Source organism: Planctomyces sp. SH-PL62 (genome assembly GCF_001610895.1).
Classification (GTDB): domain Bacteria; phylum Planctomycetota; class Planctomycetia; order Isosphaerales; family Isosphaeraceae; genus Paludisphaera.
Map to the genome: position 1 here is coordinate 1,579,315 of NZ_CP011273.1, position 19,571 is coordinate 1,598,885.

At 69.5% G+C, this 19,571-nt stretch carries 14 protein-coding genes and 1 pseudogene; 5 read left to right on the forward strand and 10 right to left on the reverse strand.

Translation table 11 applies throughout. From position 1 onward, the window contains the following. Nucleotides 1-22 precede the first annotated feature (22 nt). The gene (locus tag VT85_RS06160) at nucleotides 23-1,033 is read left to right on the forward strand and encodes an L-threonylcarbamoyladenylate synthase (RefSeq protein WP_068412064.1); all 1,011 of its coding nucleotides are present in this window, start codon (nucleotides 23-25) and stop codon (nucleotides 1,031-1,033) included. Here VT85_RS06160 and ruvB read toward each other — a convergent pair. After that, on the reverse strand, nucleotides 1,030-2,136 hold the full coding sequence (gene ruvB / locus VT85_RS06165) for a Holliday junction branch migration DNA helicase RuvB (protein ID WP_068412067.1): 1,107 nt from the start codon (nucleotides 2,134-2,136) through the stop codon (nucleotides 1,030-1,032). The genes VT85_RS06160 and ruvB overlap by 4 nt on opposite strands. Before the next feature lie 43 nt (nucleotides 2,137-2,179). Beyond that, complete coding sequence (gene ruvA, locus VT85_RS06170; RefSeq protein ID WP_068412070.1) at nucleotides 2,180-2,830, reverse strand: Holliday junction branch migration protein RuvA; 651 nt, start codon at nucleotides 2,828-2,830, stop codon at nucleotides 2,180-2,182. A 1,038-nt stretch (nucleotides 2,831-3,868) separates the two neighbouring features. Here ruvA and VT85_RS06175 point away from each other — a divergent pair. The 3 genes from VT85_RS06175 (at nucleotide 3,869) to VT85_RS06185 (ending at nucleotide 7,563) form a co-directional block, all read left to right on the forward strand. Beyond that, nucleotides 3,869-4,312: a hypothetical protein gene (locus VT85_RS06175; protein ID WP_068412074.1), complete on the forward strand. Its 444-nt coding sequence runs from the start codon at nucleotides 3,869-3,871 to the stop codon at nucleotides 4,310-4,312. A gap of 259 nt (nucleotides 4,313-4,571) precedes the next feature. Continuing rightward, a complete protein-coding gene (locus tag VT85_RS06180; RefSeq protein WP_082858393.1) occupies nucleotides 4,572-5,336 on the forward strand; it encodes a HEAT repeat domain-containing protein in 765 nt (254 codons plus the stop codon). Between the two features lie 169 nt (nucleotides 5,337-5,505). Further along, nucleotides 5,506-7,563 (forward strand): endonuclease MutS2, encoded by a 2,058-nt coding sequence (locus tag VT85_RS06185; RefSeq protein WP_068412077.1) that lies wholly within the window; start codon nucleotides 5,506-5,508, stop codon nucleotides 7,561-7,563. Between the two features lie 93 nt (nucleotides 7,564-7,656). Here the strand turns inward: VT85_RS06185 and glgB are convergent, their stop codons facing one another. Both glgB and nadA read right to left on the reverse strand, forming a co-directional pair. Next, nucleotides 7,657-9,921 carry a 1,4-alpha-glucan branching protein GlgB gene (glgB, locus tag VT85_RS06190; protein WP_068421487.1) on the reverse strand — a complete coding sequence of 755 codons (2,265 nt, stop codon included), beginning with the start codon at nucleotides 9,919-9,921 and terminating at the stop codon, nucleotides 7,657-7,659. 164 nt (nucleotides 9,922-10,085) lie between these two features. Continuing rightward, a complete protein-coding gene (gene nadA, locus VT85_RS06195; protein WP_068412080.1) occupies nucleotides 10,086-11,198 on the reverse strand; it encodes a quinolinate synthase NadA in 1,113 nt (370 codons plus the stop codon). A 267-nt stretch (nucleotides 11,199-11,465) separates the two neighbouring features. On the opposite strand from nadA, the gene VT85_RS06200 reads away from it, so the two are divergent. Continuing rightward, complete coding sequence (locus tag VT85_RS06200) at nucleotides 11,466-12,560, forward strand: sensor histidine kinase (protein ID WP_068421490.1); 1,095 nt, start codon at nucleotides 11,466-11,468, stop codon at nucleotides 12,558-12,560. Nucleotides 12,561-12,588: 28 nt separating this feature from the next. On the opposite strand, the gene VT85_RS06205 is transcribed toward VT85_RS06200, so the two are convergent. The 6 genes and pseudogenes from VT85_RS06205 to VT85_RS06230 form a co-directional block, all read right to left on the reverse strand. After that, on the reverse strand, nucleotides 12,589-13,440 hold the full coding sequence (locus tag VT85_RS06205; RefSeq protein ID WP_068412082.1) for a phosphoenolpyruvate hydrolase family protein: 852 nt from the start codon (nucleotides 13,438-13,440) through the stop codon (nucleotides 12,589-12,591). A 95-nt stretch (nucleotides 13,441-13,535) separates the two neighbouring features. Beyond that, nucleotides 13,536-14,671 (reverse strand): annotated as a pseudogene (locus VT85_RS06210) (Tm-1-like ATP-binding domain-containing protein); the annotation flags it as partial. A gap of 79 nt (nucleotides 14,672-14,750) precedes the next feature. After that, a complete protein-coding gene (locus VT85_RS06215) occupies nucleotides 14,751-15,770 on the reverse strand; it encodes an NAD-dependent epimerase/dehydratase family protein (RefSeq protein ID WP_068421493.1) in 1,020 nt (339 codons plus the stop codon). Further along, nucleotides 15,767-17,530 (reverse strand): fatty acid CoA ligase family protein, encoded by a 1,764-nt coding sequence (locus VT85_RS06220; protein WP_082858394.1) that lies wholly within the window; start codon nucleotides 17,528-17,530, stop codon nucleotides 15,767-15,769. Before VT85_RS06220 ends, VT85_RS06215 begins: the two co-directional genes overlap by 4 nt. Continuing rightward, nucleotides 17,514-18,476: an alpha/beta fold hydrolase gene (locus tag VT85_RS06225; RefSeq protein WP_068412084.1), complete on the reverse strand. Its 963-nt coding sequence runs from the start codon at nucleotides 18,474-18,476 to the stop codon at nucleotides 17,514-17,516. The genes VT85_RS06220 and VT85_RS06225 overlap by 17 nt, the downstream gene beginning before the upstream one ends. A gap of 5 nt (nucleotides 18,477-18,481) precedes the next feature. Beyond that, on the reverse strand, nucleotides 18,482-19,534 hold the full coding sequence (locus VT85_RS06230; protein ID WP_068421499.1) for a 3-oxoacyl-ACP synthase III: 1,053 nt from the start codon (nucleotides 19,532-19,534) through the stop codon (nucleotides 18,482-18,484). Nucleotides 19,535-19,571 lie beyond the last annotated feature (37 nt).

The following is a 19,571-nucleotide window of genomic DNA, read 5'->3' on the forward strand; positions in this document are numbered from 1 at the left end:
ACCCCGCGCAGGCCCCATCGCCGTGATCAAAACGCGGGTCGTCGCCGTGGCTCCCAGGGAGCCCGATCCTGAAGTGCTATCCGAGGCCGCCGCCGTCCTTCTCGGCGGCGGCCTCGTCGCGTTCGCGACCGAGACGGTCTACGGCCTCGGCGCCGTCGCCACCGACGCCGACGCCGTCCTGGGGATCTTCCGCGCCAAGGGCCGGCCCTCGAACAACCCCTTGATCGTCCACGTGGCCGACATCGCCCAGGCTCGCGGGTTCGCGCTCGATTGGGACGACCGGGCGGAAGTCCTGGCCCGACGCTTTTGGCCCGGACCTCTGACCCTCGTCCTCCCTCGGACCGAGGCGATCCCCGACATCGTCGCGGGGGGCGGCCCGACCGTGGGACTTCGCGTCCCCGCGCCGACGGTCGCGCGCCGGCTGATCGAGTGCGTCGGGCTCCCCCTGGCCGCACCGAGCGCCAACCGATCGAATCGGATCTCGCCGACCCGCGCGGAGCATGTCCTGGCCGACCTGGACGGGCGGGTCCACTTGATCCTCGACAGCGGCCCGACGACCCTGGGCCTGGAATCCACGGTCCTCGACCTGGCCAGCGACCCGCCCGCCATCCTTCGACCCGGCCCGATCGGCCGCGAGACGCTTTCCGCAGCCCTGCAAACGTCGATCGCCGCCCCGCGACGAGCCTTGCGCGAGCAGGAGTCGGGACCGTTGCCGAGCCCTGGCCAGCTCTCCGTCCACTACGCGCCACGGACCCATGCGATCCGGGTCGAGTCGCCGGAAGCATTGGCCCGCATCGACTGGCCCGCTCGCGCGGGACTGCTGGCGTTCGTACCGATCGCGGTCGGAGCGACTCCCGAGGGGGTGGAGCGGCGGATTCTCGCCGAGCCCGAGTCCGCGGCGAGGGGGTTCTACGACGCCCTTCACGAACTCGACGACCGGCGACTCGACCTGATCGTCACGGTCGAGCCGCCGGCCGGGGAAGAGTGGGACGCGGTCCGCGACCGGCTGTCGCGGGCGACGCTCCCTTATTAGAGGAACAGCCGGCGCTGGCCTTCCAGGATGTCGTCCATCACGTCTCGCTGGGGTTCGGCCATTCCGAGGTGGCGATAGGCGGCCGAGGTCGCCACGCGCCCGCGAGGGGTCCGCACGACGAACTCGCGACGGAGGAGGAAGGGCTCGACCTCGTCGCGGATGGTGTCGACCGACAGCGTCATCGTCGCGGCGAGGGCCTCGGCGCCGGTCGGCCCCCCCTTGAAGACGCGGATCAGGGTGTCGAGGTAGCGGCGGTCCTGCTTGTCCATCCCCTCGGAGTCGATCTCCTGCATGTCGAGAGCGTCGCGGGCGACGGTCAGGTCGATGGAGCCGTCGGCGCGTGCTATGGCGTAGTCGCGCACCCAGCGGAGCCGGGCGTTGGCGATCCGGGGGGTGCCCCGGCTGCGTTCCGCCAGCTCCCAGGCCGCGTCCTCGCTGATCGTCGCGCGCATCTTGGCGGCGTTGATGGTGATGATCCGGGCGAGGTCGTCGGGGTCGTAGAATTCGAGATGCTCGTGCATGTGGAACCGCTCGCGGAGCGGGGCCGAGAGCATGCCGCTGCGAGTCGTCGCGCCGATGATCGTGAACCGCTTCAGGGGCAGGTTGATCGTCCGGGCCGCCATCCCCTCGCCCAGGACGACGTCGACGCGGAAATCCTCCATCACGGGGTAGATGAACTCCTCGACCGCGCGGGGCAGACGATGGATCTCGTCGATGAAGAGGATGGAGCCCTCGGCCGCGTTGGTCAGGTACGGCATCACGTCCATCTTCTTGTCGAGGGACGCGCCGCTGGTCAGGTTCAGCTCGACGCCCAGCTCATTGTGGAGCACGCCGGCGAACGTCGTCTTGCCCAGCCCGGGGGGGCCGTCGAAGAGAATGTGGGGCAAGGGCTCGCCGCGCTTCTTGGCGGCGGCCAGCGCGATGGAGAGCCGTTCGGCCACGGCGCGCTGGCCGATGATCTCGGAGAGCCGCTGAGGGCGCAGCTTCTCCTCGACCGCGTCGACCGGCAGGGCCGCCGCCGGGCCGGCGGCCGTCGTGTCCGCCTCGGGCCTGGGCTCGCGGTCGTCGCCCGACTTCCCCTTGATCTTCACTTCTCTCGCCATGGCGTGGTCCCTCTCACCGCCTGGGGCGGGGCCGGAGGCCGGCTCAATCCTTGTCCTGCTGGTAGATCGCTTCGATCATATCGGGCACCGACTTGAACTTCTTCTTCCCCGCGAGCGCCCGGTCGATGGCGGCGCGGGCCTGCATCTCCGAATGCCCCACCGAGAGGAGCAGGGCGTAGACGTCGCTCACCACGTCGGGCGCGGCGTTCTCGGCCTTGCCGTTGGTCGGGGCCGGGGGCGCGGCCTTGCCGTCGGGTCCCACGATCAGGGCGTAGATGCCCACCTTCCGGCGGAGCTTGGCGACGATCCGCTCGGCCATCGCCTCGCCGATGCCCGGGAAGGTGGCCAGCATCTTCACGTCCTGCTCCTGGATCGTTCGGGCGATCTCGCGCACCGGCCGGACCATCGCCCGAAGCGCCTTGCGCACCCCCACGCCGTCCACCGAGCAGAAGGTGTCGAAGAACTCGCGATCGACCGTCGACAGGAAGCCGATCAGCCGGGGGTTCATCCGCCCCCCCATCGCCTGGCCTTCGATGAAGAACGTGGTGTGGAGCGTGATCGCCTCCCCCACCTTCCCTTGCACCTGCCTCCGCGTGTGCTCGGGGATCAGGACCTCCAGCTCGAACGGGTCGACCGCCAGGGTCAGACTCTCTTCGGCCACCGCGCGGAGAACGCCTTGAATCTGAGTGATCACCAGAGCCCCTCGCCCCTGACATCGCCTGTGTGTTTTTGTTCAGTAATTGTAGTCGACGCCCGCCGCGCGGGCAAGACAGTATTTCCCAAGCTTCCCCCGGCTGGCGGCGCCATCCCGAGGGGCGCCGTCGACCTGATCGATTGTGGCGATCGCGGAGTGGTTCGGGAAGCGCGATCGACGCCGCGCCCGTCCTCCGTCCGGGGCTTCGATCGTCGAGACGACCGCGGCGCATCGAAGTGGATTCGACGACGATCGCGGACCCGCCGCAGCTCGCCGTCTCGGCCGACTCGGGGGTGGCGGAGTGTCCGGGCTCCGCGTCGTCGTGGTCCCTCCAGGCGACCGACGAGGCGCGCCGGCTTCAGGTCGACCGACCGAAGGGCGCCGCCTCGCGTGGGCCTTCGCTCGACCGATGCGGCGCTCGTCGCTCTCGCGATCGCGCGTCGCCCAGGACCTCGGCGGTCGTCCCACGTCGGCTCCAGATGATGAGCCGCGCGACCCGCGCTGAGGACTCCGAAGACCACCGGCGTCGGGGCGACCCGGGGCGCGCGACGGCGCGTCGCGAACCGACGATCGCGCGCCCCTCGCGCTCGTCGCGTCGTCACATGGCAGGGCCGGACCATCATCGATACGAGTCCTCTCGACCCCCGGACGCGCGCCCGTCGTCGCTCCGGCGCGGCTCCGAGCGCCCCTCTCCTCGACGCTCCCCTCCGGGACCTCGCCCGGCGCTCGATGTCGGCCGATCAGCGCGCGGGCCCGCTGCGCGCGTTCGACGCAGACCCAGTGTTTCATGCGGGGAAACGCTTACGAATCGTCGTGTCTAAATACGTACATAACCATCACGGATACCGTGCAAGAGGACCAGACTACGCTGATGCGAAGGCCGAGGCAGGCCGAAAAACCCGAAAATTCCCGGAAAAAACGGCGGTTTCCGCTGATCTTCCCCTTCCACTCGGTCGAGGATTTGGTAGTAATTGGCGCAGGGACCGATCAATGAGAGAAGGTCCGTCACGAGAACATGTCTGACGACGAGGTGCCCCGATGGCCACGAAGAAAGCGACACCCAAGAGCAGCGCCCCCAAGGCCGCCCCCAAGAAGGCCGCCGCTCCGAAGGCGGTCGAGAAGGCCGAGAAGGCCATGGCCCCCAAGGCCGCCCCCAAGAAGGCCGCCGCCCCCGCCGCGAAGGCCGCCGCGCCGAAGGCCGCCGCCCCCGCCGCCAAGGCCGCCGCGCCGAAGAAGGCCGCCCCCAAGAAGGCGCCCGCCATCAAGCTGACCGACTCCCAGGCGAACCTCCTGAAGGAGATCAGCGGCGCCAGCGAGGCCGGCCTCACCGCGACCAAGAAGCTTCAGAAGCAGCTCGACGGCCTCCAGGCCAAGAAGCTGATCAAGAAGGGCAAGAAGGAAGGCGACTTCTTCAAGTACCACGTCACGAAGATCGGCGCGAAGCACCTCGCCTCCGGGACCGCCTCGGGCGCCTCGGCCTGAACGAAGGCCGCGCGCGAAGCGACGTGAACGGGCCGAGTCCGCATCCGAGACGGGCTACGGCCCTTTTTGCTGCGCGGCGATCGTCGGCCGTCCCGGCGGCGCGGCAAGGCCTGCGCAAGCCGCTCTTGGCGGGACGACCGATCCCCGCTATGATCCCCGCGCCTCGCCGCCTCGCGCGGCCCCGGGCGCGCCTTCGGGCTCGACGCCGGGTCGAGCGCGTCACCGACTCCCGACCTTCGCCGAAGGATGGTCTCCGATCATGGACGATCGAGCTTACTGGAACGTCGCGACGCGACGCGCGGCGGCCTGCTGGGTCCTCGCCCTGGCCGCGTGCGCCTCGGGCTGCACCACGTACGTGGGCACCACCGCGCGGAGCTTCCTCGGCCACGTCCGCAACAACCCCGACCCCAACGTCCGCTACATCGCCTACACCAAGCTGGCCTCCAAGGACGCCTACGAGACCGACGAGCAGCGCAGCGAGGCCGTGGCGACGCTGATCGAGAAATACGAAAAGGGACGCGAGCCCCTCGCCATCCGCGCCATCATCTGCCGCACCCTGGGCGAGCTGGGCGACCCGGCCGCGCGCGGCGTTCTCCTCAAGGCCGTGCATCACCAGGAGCCGGTCGTGAAGATCGAGGCCTGCCGCGCCCTGGGCAAAGTGGGACTGCCCGAGGACGCGACGGTCCTGGCCCAGACGATGACGCTCGACAACCTGGAAGACGCGAGGATCGCCGCCATCGAGGGCCTGGCCGACCTCAAGACCGAGGACCCGCGGATCCTCAAGCTCCTGCTGGACGCGATGGAGCACGACGACCCGGCCATCCGCCTGGCCTCGCTCAACGCCCTTCGCAAGATCATCGGCAAGGACCTGGGGACCGACATCGCCGCCTGGCGGGCCGAGATGGAGCCGAGGCTCGCCGCCACGCCGTCCGACCTGGCCGCCCCGAGCACGGGGACGTCCGCGGCCGACGACGCCGCGTCCAGGACCTCCGCGGCTCGGACCTCGCCGTCGCCCCCGCGTTGACGGCCGTCCGGTTCGTCTGGGATGGTCTCGCACGGGGCCGTTTCGGCATAATCGAAAGTCGACGCGAACCTCCTCTCGACCTCGGTCGTCGAGAGACGGGCGCACGCGGCCGACTCGTCGCGAGGCGACGCCCGGCGGCCCCTTCGCGCGTCGGCTTCCGAGAGGCGAAATGGACAGTCATACGCTCGATCTTCTAGGGGTCTCCAAGGTCCGCGCGCTGGTCGCCGCAAGGGCCGCGTGCTCGCTGGGCAAGGAAGCGGCGAGGAACCTGGAGCCGTCCGTCGACTTCCGGGAGATCCACGCCCGACTCGCCGTCGTCTCCGAGATGGTCGAGGCGCTCCGCTCGGGACTTCGCCCCCCGCTGGGCGGGCTGCACGACATCCGACCGCTGGTGCGCCGGGCCCAGGTCGGCGCGATGCTCGAAGCCGAGGAGCTGGCCGAGGCGGCCGAGACCCTCCGTTCGATCAGCGGGCTCGCGACCTGGCTCGAACGCATGGGGGAGCACTTCCCCCGGCTCGGCGGCATGCGCGCCGAGGTCGGCCAGTTCTCGGCCGCGAGCACCGCCATCGAGGGCTGCCTGGACAACCGCGCCAAGGTGATGGACACCGCGAGCCGACGGCTCTCCGCCATCCGCAACGAGATGGGGGAAGTCGAGGCGAAGATCCAGGAGAAGCTCCGCTCGATGCTCCGATCACCGGAGATCAAACGGGCGCTTCGCTATTCGAATTTCTCGATGGTCGGCCATCACTACGTCCTCCCGGTCGCCAAGGAGCATCGCGGGGAGATCGCCGGCTCGGTCCAGCGCACCAGCTCCACGAACGAGACGGTCTACATCGAGCCGACCGCCATCGCCGAGAAGTCGGCGCAGCTCTCCTACCTCCGCGCCCGCGAGACCAAGGAGATCCGTCGTATCCTCCGCTGGCTGAGCGCCCAGCTCGGACTCGTCGCCGGCCCGTTGCTCTCCACCCTGGAGGTCATGGCGGAGCTCGACCTGATCTACGCCAAGGCGCGGTACAGCGTCGACTACCAGATGCGAGCCCCCGAGATCAACGAGGAGCGTCGACTCGTGCTGAGGCGGGCGCGACACCCGCTGCTGGAGGCGATCCTCCGTCGCGACCCGGCCTTGCTGCTGGAGGAGCCGACCACCGCGCCCGCGCCGCAGGAGGGAGAGCCGTCGGCGGTCGTACCTTCCCCGCCGCCCCCGCCCGAGCGTGAACGCGAGGTCGTCCCCATCGACGTGCATCTGGGCCTTCGATTTCAGATGCTGGTCATCACCGGCCCGAATACCGGGGGCAAGACAGTTGCGCTCAAGACGGTCGGCCTGCTGGCGATCATGGCGCAGATGGGGCTGCACATCCCCGTCGCCGAGGGGACCCAGGTCCCGGTCTTCGACGAGGTGCTGGCGGACATCGGCGACGAGCAAAGCCTGGAGCAGTCGCTCTCGACCTTCTCGTCGCACGTCAGGAGGATCTCAGAGATCCTCGGCAAGGCCTCTGAGCGATCGCTGGTGATGCTTGACGAGATGGGGGCGGGGACCGACCCGGCGGAAGGCGCGGCGCTCGGCAGGGCCATCCTGGACGAGCTGGATTCGATCGGCGGGCTGGCGATGGTCACGACCCATATCGGCGACCTGAAGACCTACGCCCTGACCAACCCTCGGGCCGAGAACGCGGCGGTCGAATTCGACGTCGAGACCCTCCAGCCCCGCTACCACGTCCACATCGGCGACGTCGGGCAGTCGAACGCGCTGAAGATCGCCCGACGACTCAGCATGCCCGAGCATCTGGTCTCCCGCGCCGAGCGATACCTGGATCAGGCGCAAGGGTCGACGGTCCCCGAGTGGGACCTGATCGCCAGGATGAAGCGCGAGGCCGAGGCGGCGCGGCAGGAGGCCATCGCGGCCCAGGCCGAGGCCGAGCGGGCGCGCGACGCCCTCACCGAGCGGCTCCAGTCGCTCCAGCTCGAAGGCCGCCGCGAGGAGGACCTCGCCGAGGCTCGGGCCCGGCTCCAGCCCGGCGACAAGGTGGTGGTCCCGAAGATGGGCTACGATCGCCCCGGCCGGATCGTGAAGATCGACCCCCGCAAGCGGATGGCCACCGTCGCGATCGGCCACATGAACTGGAACGTCGCGATCGACGAGCTGCTGCCGCAAGACGTCGCGGCCCCCGTCGGGTCGGGCAAGGCCGCGCGGCCCAAGGGGACCCGGCTGGAAGACTTCGAGGGCTGACCGCTCGGGCGATCGGCCCTGGTCCCCGCACCTCCCGCGCCCTGCCGCGGGGCCTCCCCCGGCGTGGGGAAAGCCCCGGTGCGGCGGTCTGCATCACTTGCCCAGCTGGGCCGGGGCGGACTTCGGCGCCTTGAGGAAGAGGACGCCGAGCGGGGGGACCTTCAGGGAGATGTGGAACGGCCGGCCCGCGTGGGGCTCGCGGACGGCTTCGACTCCCCCCTGGTTGCCGACGTTCGAGCCGCCGTAGATCTCCGAGTCGGAGTTGAAGATCTCGCTGTAGAAGCCGCCGGTCGGAACGCCCACGCGGTAGTCGTGACGGACGATCGGCGTGAAGTTGCAGACCACGACGATCGCTTCCTCGGGGTCCTTGCCCCGGCGGAGGAACGCGATGACGCTGTTCTCCCAGTCGTGGAGTTCCAGCCACTCGTAGCCCTGCCAGTCGAAGTCGATCTGGTGCAGGGCGGTCTCGCTGCAGTAGAGGGCGTTCAGGTCGGTGACCATCTGCGCGACCCCCTGGTGGTCCTTCCACTGGAGGAGGTGCCAGTCGATGCTCTCGTCGTGGTTCCACTCGCGCCACTGGGCGATCTCGTCGCCCATGAACAGGAGCTTCTTGCCCGGGTGGCCGTACATGTAGCCGTAGAGGAGGCGAAGGTTGGCGAACTTCTGCCAGAGGTCGCCGGGCATCTTGTCAAGGATCGACTTCTTGCCGTGGACGACCTCGTCATGGGAGAGGGGGAGGACGAAGTTCTCGGTGAAGGCGTAGATCATGCTGAAGGTGAGCGCCCCGTGCTCGTACTTGCGGTGGACGGGGTCCTTCGCCATGTAGCGGAGGGTGTCGTTCATCCAGCCCATGTTCCACTTGAGGCTGAAGCCCAGGCCCCCCAGGTAGGTGGGGCGGGAGACGCCCGACCAGCTCGTCGATTCCTCGGCGATGGTCAGGATGCCGGGGTGCTCGCGGTGGCAGATTTCGTTGAGGGTCTTGAGGAAGTCGATGGCTTCGAGGTTCTCGTTGCCGCCGAAGATGTTGGGGACCCACTCGCCGGCGTTGCGGGAGTAGTCGAGGTAGAGCATGGAGGCCACGGCGTCGACGCGGAGGCCGTCGATGTGGTAGCGGTCGAGCCAGAAGAGGGCGTTCCCCAGGAGGAAGTTGCGGACCTCGGGGCGGCCGTAGTTGAAGATCTTGGTGCCCCAGTCGCGATGCTCGCCGAGGCGGGGGTCGGCGTGCTCGTAGAGATGGGTGCCGTCGAAGTAGCCCAGTCCGTGAAGGTCGGTGGGGAAGTGGGCGGGGACCCAGTCCAGGATGACGCCGTAGCCGTGCTGGTGCAGGCGGTCGACGAAGTGGGCGAAGTCGTCGGGCGTGCCGTGGCGGGCCGTCGGCGCGAAGTAGCCGACGGGCTGATAGCCCCAGCTCCCATCGAAGGGGTGCTCGGTGATCGGCAGCAGCTCGACGTGGGTGAAATGGGTCTTGTCGAGGTACTCGACCAGCTGCTCGGCCAGCTCGCGGTAGCTGAGGAAGCCGTTCTCCTTCTCGGCCGCCCGCTTCCAGGAGCCGAGGTGCAGCTCGTAGAAGGCCATCGGCTTGTCGAGGGCCTGGCGCTCGGCGCGGCGGGCCATCCATTCCCCGTCGCCCCAGGAGAGGCGATCGATGTCCCAGACGACCGAAGCCGTCTTGGGGCGGACCTCGGAGGCGAGGCCGTAGGGGTCGGCCTTCTGGACGGTGTAGCCGTGGTTGCGGCTCTTGATCTCGAACTTGTAGACCTCGCCCTGGCCGAGGTCCGGGATGAAGAGTTCCCAGATGCCGGTCGCGCCCCGACTGCGCATCGGGTGGCGGCGGCCGTCCCAGTGGTTGAAGTTGCCGACGACGCTGACGCGCTGGGCGTTCGGCGCCCAGACGCCGAAGAGGACGCCGCGGAAGCCCTGATGGGTGATCAGGTGCGCGCCCAGCTTCTCATAGTTGTGGAGGTGCGTCCCCTCGCCGAGCAGGTGGAGGTCGAAGTCGGTCAGGATCGGATCGAAGGCGTAGGGGTCGACCGACTCCCACGAATGGCCTTCGTGGTTCTCGATCCGGAGCCGGTAGGGGAACGGTCCCGTTCGGCCGGGGAAGACGGCCTCGAAGAACCCGTCGGCGTGGGTCTTCTCCATCGGGATGAGCTTGCCCGGCTCGCCCCGAGAGATGTCGACGACGCCGGCCTTGCGGGCTTCCGGCAGGAACGCGCGGATGGTCCAGGCCTTGGCGCCGTCGGCCGTCGTGATCGGATGGGGGCCGATGACCAGGAAGGGGTTCCAGTGGCCCGCCTGGGTGATCAGGTCGAGATCCGCCTGGGAGACCGTCGAATGCTGCCGTGTCATCAGGGCCATGGTTCGCGACTCGCTCTCTCGTTCGATGTTGGTTCCGCCGTGGATCGTGCGGCGCCTACGCCGTTCGTCCATACTTAGCCGTCCTCGCGACGCCGTGCAACGGAGCGGCCCCGGACCGCCTCACGAAACCGCGAAGTCGGCCTCGGCGCCGCTGGTCGTCGGGGTCATCCCAGGTCGAGCATCCGCTGGAGCGAAATCCGTGCCCAGTGTTTCACGTCGTCGGGGACCTGCACCCGATTGACCGGCGTCCCACGTGCCAGGTTTTCGAGGCACCAGGCGAGGTGGGGGAGGTCGATCCGATACATGGTCGAGCACATGCAGACCATCGGCGAGAGGAAATGCACCGATTTGTCGGGATGCGAGGCGGCCAGGCGATTGACCAGGTGCAATTCGGTGCCGACCGCCCACGACGAGCCGGCGGGGGCTTCGGCGACGGTCTTGAGGATGAACTCGGTCGAACCCACGAGGTCGGCCGCGTCCACCACTTCCATCGAGCATTCGGGATGGACGAGGATCTTGATCCCCGGGTGCTGCCGGCGGAACTGGGCCACGTGCGCCGGCTTGAACATCTGGTGGACCGAGCAGTGGCCGCGCCAGAGGATCACCCGACTCTCCTCGATCGCCCTGGCCGAGTTGCCGCCGAGTTCGCGGCGGGGGTCCCAGAGGGGCATCTGTTCGAGCGGGACGCCCATCGCGCGCGCCGTGTTCCGGCCCAGGTGCTGGTCCGGGAAGAACAGGGCCCGGCGGCGGTTGGCGAACGCCCAGTCGAGGACCTTGCGGGCGTTCGAGCTGGTGCAGACGATGCCGCCGTGCCGGCCGCAGAACGCCTTGAGCTCGGCCGTCGAATTGATATAGGTGACGGGGGTCACCTCCTCGACGTCGATCAGCTCGGACAGGTCGGCCCAGGCGGCCTCGACCGAGTCGAGGTCGGCCATGTCGGCCATGCTGCAACCGGCGGACATGTCCGGGAGGTGGACGGTGACCTCGTCGCGGGTCAGGACGTCGGCGGTCTCGGCCATGAAGTGGACGCCGCAGAAGGCGATCGCCCGGCAGTCGCGGCTCTGGGCCGCGAGCTGGCTCAACTTGAGGCTGTCGCCGCGAAGGTCGGCGTGGCGGATCACCTCGTCCTGCTGGTAGTGGTGGCCGAGGATCAGCAGGGCGTCCCCGAGCTCGCGCCGGACCGCCTCGATCCGCGCATCGAGTTCGGCGTCGGGGGCCTGGCGGAAGTCCTCGAACGGGAGGCTCGCGGCGTCGTTGGCGGTGGTGATGGCGCTCATATCGGCCTGGGGGTCTCCTGGAGCGGGGCCGAAGCTGGAGGCTCGGGCCGGAATTCGGATCCTGTCGGCGCGGCGTCGCCGCGACCAAATTCGGGCGCGGCATTGACCGCCCCGGGTATTATATCCGAGTATCGAGAAAAGAAGTGTGACGGTCGGTCCTTGGGCGACGATGATCGGGCGGCGGTGCGGGCGTTTCATCGCCGCGGGCCGGGCCTCGGAGATGGCATCGTCGAGGACCGTCGGCGCTCGCCGCGAGGGAAACCGTCCGTGGAGTCCGAGGCGACAATCCTGGTCGTCGATCCCGTCGAATCCCAGCGGGCGTCGCTGCGCGAGACTCTCGCGACCGGGGGCTACACGGTCCACGAGACGTCCCACCCGGCCGACGCCGTCGCCGAGGCCATCCACATCCGCCCCCACCTGATCGTGCTCGGGCCGAGCCTCAGCGAGGCCGACGAGACCGCGCTCTGTCGCGCGATCCGGACGGGAGGGGGTGTGACGGGCACCCCGATCCTCATGATGAGTTCCGCGCACGCGGACTCCGCCGTGCTCGCCGGCCTGGACGCCGGGGCGGACGATTACGTCCGCTTCGATTCGGCGCCCCAACTGATTCTCGCCCGCGTCCGACGGCTGATCGAGTATCACAAGATGGCCGGCCTGGCGATGCTCGACCGCCAGTTGGTGCAGATCGGCCGCTTGCTGGCGGGGATCGTCCATGAGATCCGAGGACCGCTCTCGGTGATCCGCGGCAGCGCGGAGCTGCTGCGGCTGAGCCTCCAGGACCGCCCCGACGACAGCCAGTGGGTCGACTCCATCTTGCGCGGGTCGAGCCTGCTCCAACTCCGGCTCGAACACCTGATGGGGGCGGTGCGCTCGGGCCCGATCCAGATGCAGCCGCTCGACGTCTCATCGCTCCTCAACGAGACGGTCGACCTGTTCGTACGCGGACTGCCACCCTACCCCCGCCGCGTGGTCGTGAAGTGCGACTGCCCGAGATCGTTGCAGATCCAGGGCGACGCCGGACGGCTGATGCAGGTCTTCTTCGACCTCCTGACGAACGCCTATCAGGCCATCACCGGCGCGGGCCGGGAGGGCCGGGTCCTGGTGAGGACCGATTGCGTGCGAGAGGACGACCGCGACTGGGTCAAGCTGGAGGTCGTCGACGACGGCCCCGGAGTCCCGGACACCTACCTGGGCCGGATCTTCGAGCCCTTCTTCACGACCCGGGAGGGGGGGAGCGGATACGGTCTGTATCTCGCTTCCGAAATCATCCGCGACCTGGGAGGCCGCCTCGGCGCGACCAACAATCCCGAGGGGGGGGCCTGCTTCTCGGTCCTTCTCCCCCTCGACGACCCGGCCGCCTGACGGTCGACGGCCCCGATCGACTCCGACGTCAGCCGCGTTCGTCCCGGGTCCGGCGCAGGCGGAGGTTCATGAAATCGCGAGTCTGGCGAGCGATCGCCTCCTCGGTGGGAAGCCGCTCCATCGAACTGGCGCCGTAGAATCCGTCGAGCCCATCGACGCGGTCCAGGATGTAACGGGCGTCCTCGGGCATGGCGATGGGGCCGCCGTGGCAGAGGACGAAGACGTCCGGCCGGGCCGACCGCGCGGCGTCGAGGATCGCGCCGATCTCGGCGACGCAATCGTCGAGCGAGCGCGCCGTGGTCGCGCCGATGCTCCCCTTGGTCGTCAGCCCCATGTGCGCCACGATCACGTCGGCCCCGGCCTCGGTCAGCGCCCGGGCCTGGTCGGGGTCGAAGGCGTAAGGGGTCGTCAGCAGGTCCAACTCATGCGCGCGGCGGATACATTCGATCTCCCGATCGAACCCCATGCCGGTCTCTTCAAGGTTGGCCCGGAAGACGCCGTCGATCAGGCCGACGGTGGGGAAGTTCTGGATTCCGGCGAACCCCAGCGCCTTCAACTCGCCCAGGAAATGGTCGAGGATCAGGAACGGGTCGGTGGCGCAGACCCCCGCGACGACCGGCGTCCGGCTCACGGCGGTGAGGACCTCGTAGGCCATCTCCTTGACGATCGCGTTGGCGTTGCCGTAGGGCATGAGCCCCGCCAGCGAGCCCCGGCCCGCCATGCGGAACCGGCCCGAGTTGTAGATCACGATCAGGTCGATCCCGCCGGCCTCCTCGCACTTGGCGCTCAGGCCCGTCCCCGCGCCCCCGCCGACGATCGGCAGGCCGGCGGCCACCTTCTCGCGGAATCGTTCCAGGATCGTCTCACGCGACTCCGCCATTCTCATGCCTCCGATCGACTTTGCATTCGGCCTGAAACCTCAAGGAACGCCGCGACGAGTCCTCGCGCGAATTCCGGGTCGTTGATGTGCAGGGGGAGCCGGCGGATCATCCGGTCCGGGCTCGCGTCGACGACCGTCTCGATCGCTTCGAACAGCGCCGAGTCCGCCTCGGGATCGTGGAACGGCCCCCCCGCGCATCGAGGCCCGAGAGCCCCCCCTCGGGGATCAGCATCGCGACCGGGGACCGCCATCGGTTGAGCTTCTCGCCGATCCAGCGGCCCATGCGGCGGTTCTCCTCGGGGGTCGTCCGCATCAGGGTGACCTGGTCGTTATGGCTGAAAAGCCGGCGATCCCGGTACTTCTCCGGCACGGTCGCGAGCCCGCCGAAGTTCACCATGTCGAGCGCCCCGAGGCTCAGCACGCAGGGGACCTCGGCCGCGATCAGGGCCTCGAATCGGTCCTCCGTGCAGGCGAAGATCCCCCCCATGAAGTAGTCGGCGACCTCGGTCGTGGTGACGTCGAGCACCCCTCGGATCAGGCCCGAGGCGACGAGATGCTCCATCGAACGGCCGCCGGCCCCGGTCGCGTGGAAGATCAGGGGGTCGTGGCCGAGGGAGTCGAGGGCTTTGCGGCAGGCGTCCACGCACGGGGTGGTCAGCCCGAACATCGTCAGGCCGAGCGCGGGGCGGTCGGCCTGGATCGGCGTCGCGTCTCGCACCATGCCGGCCATGGCGTGGGCGGCGTTGGCGAGGACGGTCCGGGAGACGACGTTCAGGCCCGCCACATCGACGACCGGGTACATCATGCAGATGTCGGCGCACCCGACGTACGCCGAGACGTCGCCGCTGGCGACCGTCGACACCATAAGCTTGGGGAGCCCGATCGGCAGGGCCCGCATCGCCGGCGTGATGAGCGCGGTGCCGCCGCTGCCGCCGATCCCGATCACTCCCGCGACGCGTCCCCGCTCCTCTTCCGCGACGAGGAACCGGACGAGCGCCCGGGAAGCCGCCGAGATCGCCTCGCCCCGGGTCCGAGGCTCGCCGGGGCTGGTCTCGACCAGAGATGCGAAGACCTCGCGGCTCGAGACGTCGGCCGGCGCCTCCGGGTCGTCCTTCGTGCCGACGTCCACGGTCCGAACCACCACGCCCGCCGCGCGCAGGCGGTCGGCGACGTAACCCAGTTCACGACCCTTGGTATCCATCGTGGCGATCGCGTAGACGGCCGAACTCATGCCGCAACCCCCCTCGTGGTCGTCTCGCGGCGACGGCCGCCGGATCCCCAACCAACGATGGCCGGGGCCTCGCCGCGAGTCAAGGCGCGGACGACGGCTCGGCGAGTGAGGCGGCCAGTCGGCGCAGGCCCTCCTCGATCCCGACGTGCGGGGCGTAGCCGAGGTCCCGGCGAGCGGCGTCGAGGTTGTACCAGTGGGCGGTGGAAAGCTCGTGGGCCAGGAACCGGGTCATCCTCGGCTCGCCCGGCAGGTGGAGGGTCCGGTAGGCGAGCTCGAGCACCCTGCCCAGCGCGATCGCCAGGCCGCGAGGCACGGTGCGGCGTACCGGCGGCAGGTGGGCGATCTCCAGAAACCGGTCGACCATATCCCAGAGCGGCACCGGCTGGCCCTGGGCGATGAAATAAACCTTGCCGGCGATCGGCGAGCCCACGTCGAGCTTGTCGGCGGCCAGCAGCTGCGCGGCAGCCGCGTTGTCGATGTACGTCAGGTCGATGAGCGGGTTGCGGCTGCCGATCCGGAACAGCCGATTGGCCCGGGCGCGGGCGTAGATCCGGGGGAGGATGTTGTTGTCCCCCGGCCCCCAGATCAGGTGAGGACGCAGCACGACGGTCGCAAGCGCGCCGTCGTCGGCCTTCAGGACGAGCCGCTCGGCGATCGCCTTCGTCTCGGGGTATGCGGCCTCATAGTGGTCGGGATAGGGCGCCGACTCGTCCGCCCCTTCCAGGTCGGTGCCGTGGAAGACGACGCTGGGCGAGCTGGTGTGGATCAACTTGCGGACGCCGAACCGTCGGCAAGCGGCGATCACGTTCTCCGTGCCGACGACGTTGGTGCGGCGGTACTCCTCCACCGGCCCCCAGAGGCCCGCCTTCGCGGCCACGTGGAAGACGGCGTCGCAGCCCTCCACGGCGCGGTCGACGACCTCGGCCTCGGCGATGTCGCCCAGGACCTGCTCGACCCCGAGCGCCTCAAGCTTCGCGTACCGCCGGCGGGTCAGGCTGCGGACGGCCTGGCCGCGGCCTCGGAGCATCTCGACGATCGCCGAGCCGAGGAAGCCGCCGCCGCCGGTGACCAGAACCGGGCGGGAGGGATCAAGGGTCATGGCGCCTTCCCCGCGGCCCACGTCGCCAGCTTCTCGCGGAAGATCTTCGAGTTGTGGCGGATGTCGACCGGGAACGAACGGTGGAACAGGATCGTGTGAATCTTCCGGGTGTGATCGAACCTCGCGCCGAGCGCCAGCAGCTCCTCGCGAAGCCGCGCGCGATCGCGACGGCCGAGGCGCCGGGCCGGTTCGACGCAGAGGACCGGAACCTTGCCGGTGGGGCGTTCGACCCCGACGATCGCCGTGCGGGCGACCTCGGGGTGGGCGTTGAACACCCCCTCGCAGCAGATCGTGAACAGGGTCTCGTCGGCCAGGACGACGCGGTGGGCCTTCCGGCCGCAGAACCAGATGCGTCCCGACTCGTCGAGGTAGCCGACGTCCCCCATGCGGTGGTGGAACGTCCCTCGGGCCGGGTCGGCGATTTTGGCGAGGGCGGTCGCCTCGGGACGGCCGAAATACTCCCGCGTGACGACCGGGCCGGAGACGACGATCTCGCCGATTTCACCCGGGGGGAGCTCCAGGTCGTCGGACCAGGACGGGATCGGGTCGTCGCTGATGCGGATGATCCGAACCAGGACGACGTCGCACGGTCGACCGACGCAGACGCCCCGGCCTCGCTCGGTCTCAAGTCGGGTCTCGCCCAGGATCTCGTCGCTGCCGATCGAGGCGACCGGCAAGGACTCGGTCGCGCCGTAGGGGGTGAAGACCTGCGCCCCGGGTTCGAGCAGGCTGGCGAACGTCTCCAGCACGCGGGGAGAGGCCGGCGCCCCCGCCGTGACGACCCGTCGCAGGGTGGGGAGCTTCATCCCCTTCGCGGTCCCCGCCGGGCCGACCCGCTTGAGCAGGGCGGGGGAGCCGAAGAGATTCGTCGGCCCGAAGTCGTCGATCGCTTCGAACAGGCTCTCAGGGTCGACTTTCGCCGGGCGGGTCGGATCCATGCGGGGAACGACCGAGGTCATCCCGAGCGCCGGGGCGAAGAGCGCGAAGAGCGGGAACGTGCAGAGATCGATCTCGCCCGGCTCGATCGCGTAGAGGTCGCGGAAGCAGGCGACCTGGGCCTCGAAGATCGGGTGGGTGTAGACGGCGCCCTTGGGAGGCCCCGTGCTCCCGCTGGTGAACAGGACGGCGGCCGGATCTTCAGGCCCGACGCCTCGCATCACCGGGGAGGCGACGCGACCCTCGGCGATCGCCCGACTGCCTCCGGACCGGACGGCGTCGAGCGACCGGGCCCCGAATCCGGGGATGCGTCCGCCTCGCCCGGCGATCAGCGTCCGGCGCACGGTCCGCTTCCCCCAGCCGAGCACGCGGCGGGCGGCCAGGGCCTTGGCGATCCCAATGAACAACTCGGGCTCGGCCTCGTCCAGGCACCTCCCCAGGCTCTTCAGACCCATCCCCGGGTCGATCAGCACCGGGACGACGCCCGCCTTGAACAGCCCGAACACGAGCGAGAAGAAGTCCAGCCCCGGAGGGACCATCACGGCCGCGCGAGTCTCTCGCGCGACGCCGTCGGCGATCAGGCCGGCGGCGACGGCGTCGCTGTCGCGATCGAGCTGGTCGAAGGTGAAGTGGGCGTACCGCATCCTCCCCGCCGCCCCTCGGCCCTGGGGGACGACGACCGCCGCGCGGTGGGGATGACGGGCCGCGATCTCGCGGAGATGGGCCGCGATATTGGGCGAAGCTGCCGGCGGGACCGACGAAAGATCTCCTGCGCCGACGCCTCCACCTTGCGCCGCGGCGCCCGTCTCAGCTCTCGCGGCCATCGGCGCGGCTCTCCGTCGGATGCGGTCCGGGGACCGGCGCGTCGAGGAACCGCCGGATCATCGGGATCAGGACCTCGGCCTCGTCTTCCAGGACGTAGTGCCCGGCATTCGGGAACCGGTGGACCTCGGCGTCGGGGAAGCGCCGCTCCCACTCCTTCAGGAACGGCTCGTCGAAGACGAAATCCTTCATCCCCCAGGCCACGAACATCGGCGCGTGGGCCAAAAGCGGCAGACGGTCCTGGACCGAGGTGACCAGGTCGTACGCCCGATCGCCGGGGCGGAGGGGGATGTCCTGGACGAAGCGGTGGATGGCGATCCGGTTGGCCCAACCGTCGTATGGGGCGGCGTAGGCGTCGCGGAGGGAGCGGGGCATCCGCTCGTTCTTGCAGCCGATCCAGGCCGTCCCCCGCACGAATGCGTTCAGCCCGCGCACCGTCAGGGAGCCCAGCGGCGTGTCGCGGCAGACGTGCAAGGCCCAGGGGAACGTCTTGTCGCGAGGCATGTGGAAGCCGGCCGTGTTCATCACCACCATCCGGGCGATCCGCTCGGGGTGGCGGGCGGCGAACGCGGTCCCGATCATCCCCCCCCAGTCGTGGACGACCAGCGAGATCTCTTCACGCACGCCCAGGTGGTCGAGCAGCCGCTCCAGATCGTCGACGCGGCTCTCCAGCGTGTAGCGGTAGCGGGCGTCGTCGGGCTTGTCCGAGAGGCCGCAGCCGATGTGGTCCGGCACGATCGCGCGATGGGAAGGGCTGAGGGCCTCGACCAGTCGGCGATAGTAGAACGACCAGGTCGGATTGCCGTGGACCATGACGACGGGGGGGCCGTCCCCCTCGTCCAGATAATGCTGGCGAAGCCCGTCGCGGTCCCAGTCGCGGCCCGGATGGGCGGCGAGGAACTCGGAAAGCTCGGGGCTCTTACTCCGGATCAAGGCCGTCGACGTCATCCCGGTCACCACTCCAGCCCCAGCATCAGGCAGTTCAGTCCGCTCCCAATACCCAGGAACGCCGTCCGATCGCCGGGGCGGAGGACCTGGCGGTCCTCGGCGATCGCCGCCGTCAACGGGAGCGAGACCGTCCCCATGTTCCCGAGGTAGGAGAACGTCGAGAAGTCTTTCTCCAGAGGCACGCGGATCGACCGCATGATCAGGTCGCGGTGCGACCCGCCGACCTGATGGCTGATCACCCGGTCCACCTGCGACTCGACCCATCCCAGGCTCTTGAGGAACGCCCGCCAGGTCTTCACGCCCAGGTCGACGCCGTGCCTCAGCACCGCGGCCGAGTCCGTCGTCGTGTACGGCCGGAGCCGGCCCGACGCGGACGAGTCGAGTTCTTCGACGCCCCAGCGGCAGAGGTCGTGGTGGCGAGCGGCGGAGCGCACCTCGCCCCCCAGCAGCCGCCGTCGCTTCGACCGCGATCGCGAGCCGTCCGTCATGAGCACCGCCGCGGCCCCCGAGCCCCCCGTGAGGGTCGCCAGCGAGTGCTTGTAGAATTCCATCGTCGGGGTCTCGATCATCCGCTCGATCATGACGTCGTTGATCTCGCGGGCCGTCTCGCAGGCCACGACCAGCCCGGCGCGGATCTGGCCCAGCTCGATCCGGTTCGCCACGTCGGTCATTCCGTCGATCATGCCCAGGCAGGCGTTGCTCAGGTCGTGGACGACCGCCCCCGGGCTCACGCCCAGCTTCGACGCCACTCGGCAGGCGGTCGCCGGCTCGAAGTACTCGCGGCAGACGCCGCCGTATACGACGGCCTCGACCTCCTTCGCCGGGAAATCGGCCGCCTCGAGCGCCCGCTCGGCCGCGACGACGGCGCCGTCGGAGACCCGATACCCCTCCTCCCACCATCGCCGCTCGACGATCCCCGTGAGGGCCTCGAGCTGGCCGACGCTCAGGTGGAGCTTGTCGTACACCGGAGCGAGCCGTTCCTCCAGCTCGGCCGACGAGACGACCACCGGAGCGACCTCATAGCCGAACGCCTCGACAAAGACGTTCTGGTATTTCATCGATGCCATCAGGGCCGCCACCGCCAGGCTGGAAGGG

What these genes read in the sequence shown, in the direction of transcription:
- ruvB (WP_068412067.1), bottom strand. Translation starts at nt 2,136, where the DNA reads ATGGCGAGAGAAGTGAAGATCAAGGGGAAGTCGGGCGACGACCGCGAG.
- VT85_RS06175 (WP_068412074.1), top strand. Translation starts at nt 3,869, where the DNA reads ATGGCCACGAAGAAAGCGACACCCAAGAGCAGCGCCCCCAAGGCCGCC.
- VT85_RS06180 (WP_082858393.1), top strand. Translation starts at nt 4,572, where the DNA reads ATGGACGATCGAGCTTACTGGAACGTCGCGACGCGACGCGCGGCGGCC.
- VT85_RS06185 (WP_068412077.1), top strand. Translation starts at nt 5,506, where the DNA reads ATGGACAGTCATACGCTCGATCTTCTAGGGGTCTCCAAGGTCCGCGCG.
- glgB (WP_068421487.1), bottom strand. Translation starts at nt 9,921, where the DNA reads ATGGCCCTGATGACACGGCAGCATTCGACGGTCTCCCAGGCGGATCTC.
- nadA (WP_068412080.1), bottom strand. Translation starts at nt 11,198, where the DNA reads ATGAGCGCCATCACCACCGCCAACGACGCCGCGAGCCTCCCGTTCGAG.
- VT85_RS06205 (WP_068412082.1), bottom strand. Translation starts at nt 13,440, where the DNA reads ATGGCGGAGTCGCGTGAGACGATCCTGGAACGATTCCGCGAGAAGGTG.
- VT85_RS06215 (WP_068421493.1), bottom strand. Translation starts at nt 15,770, where the DNA reads ATGACCCTTGATCCCTCCCGCCCGGTTCTGGTCACCGGCGGCGGCGGC.
- VT85_RS06220 (WP_082858394.1), bottom strand. Translation starts at nt 17,530, where the DNA reads ATGGCCGCGAGAGCTGAGACGGGCGCCGCGGCGCAAGGTGGAGGCGTC.
- VT85_RS06225 (WP_068412084.1), bottom strand. Translation starts at nt 18,476, where the DNA reads ATGACGTCGACGGCCTTGATCCGGAGTAAGAGCCCCGAGCTTTCCGAG.
- VT85_RS06230 (WP_068421499.1), bottom strand. Translation starts at nt 19,534, where the DNA reads ATGAAATACCAGAACGTCTTTGTCGAGGCGTTCGGCTATGAGGTCGCT.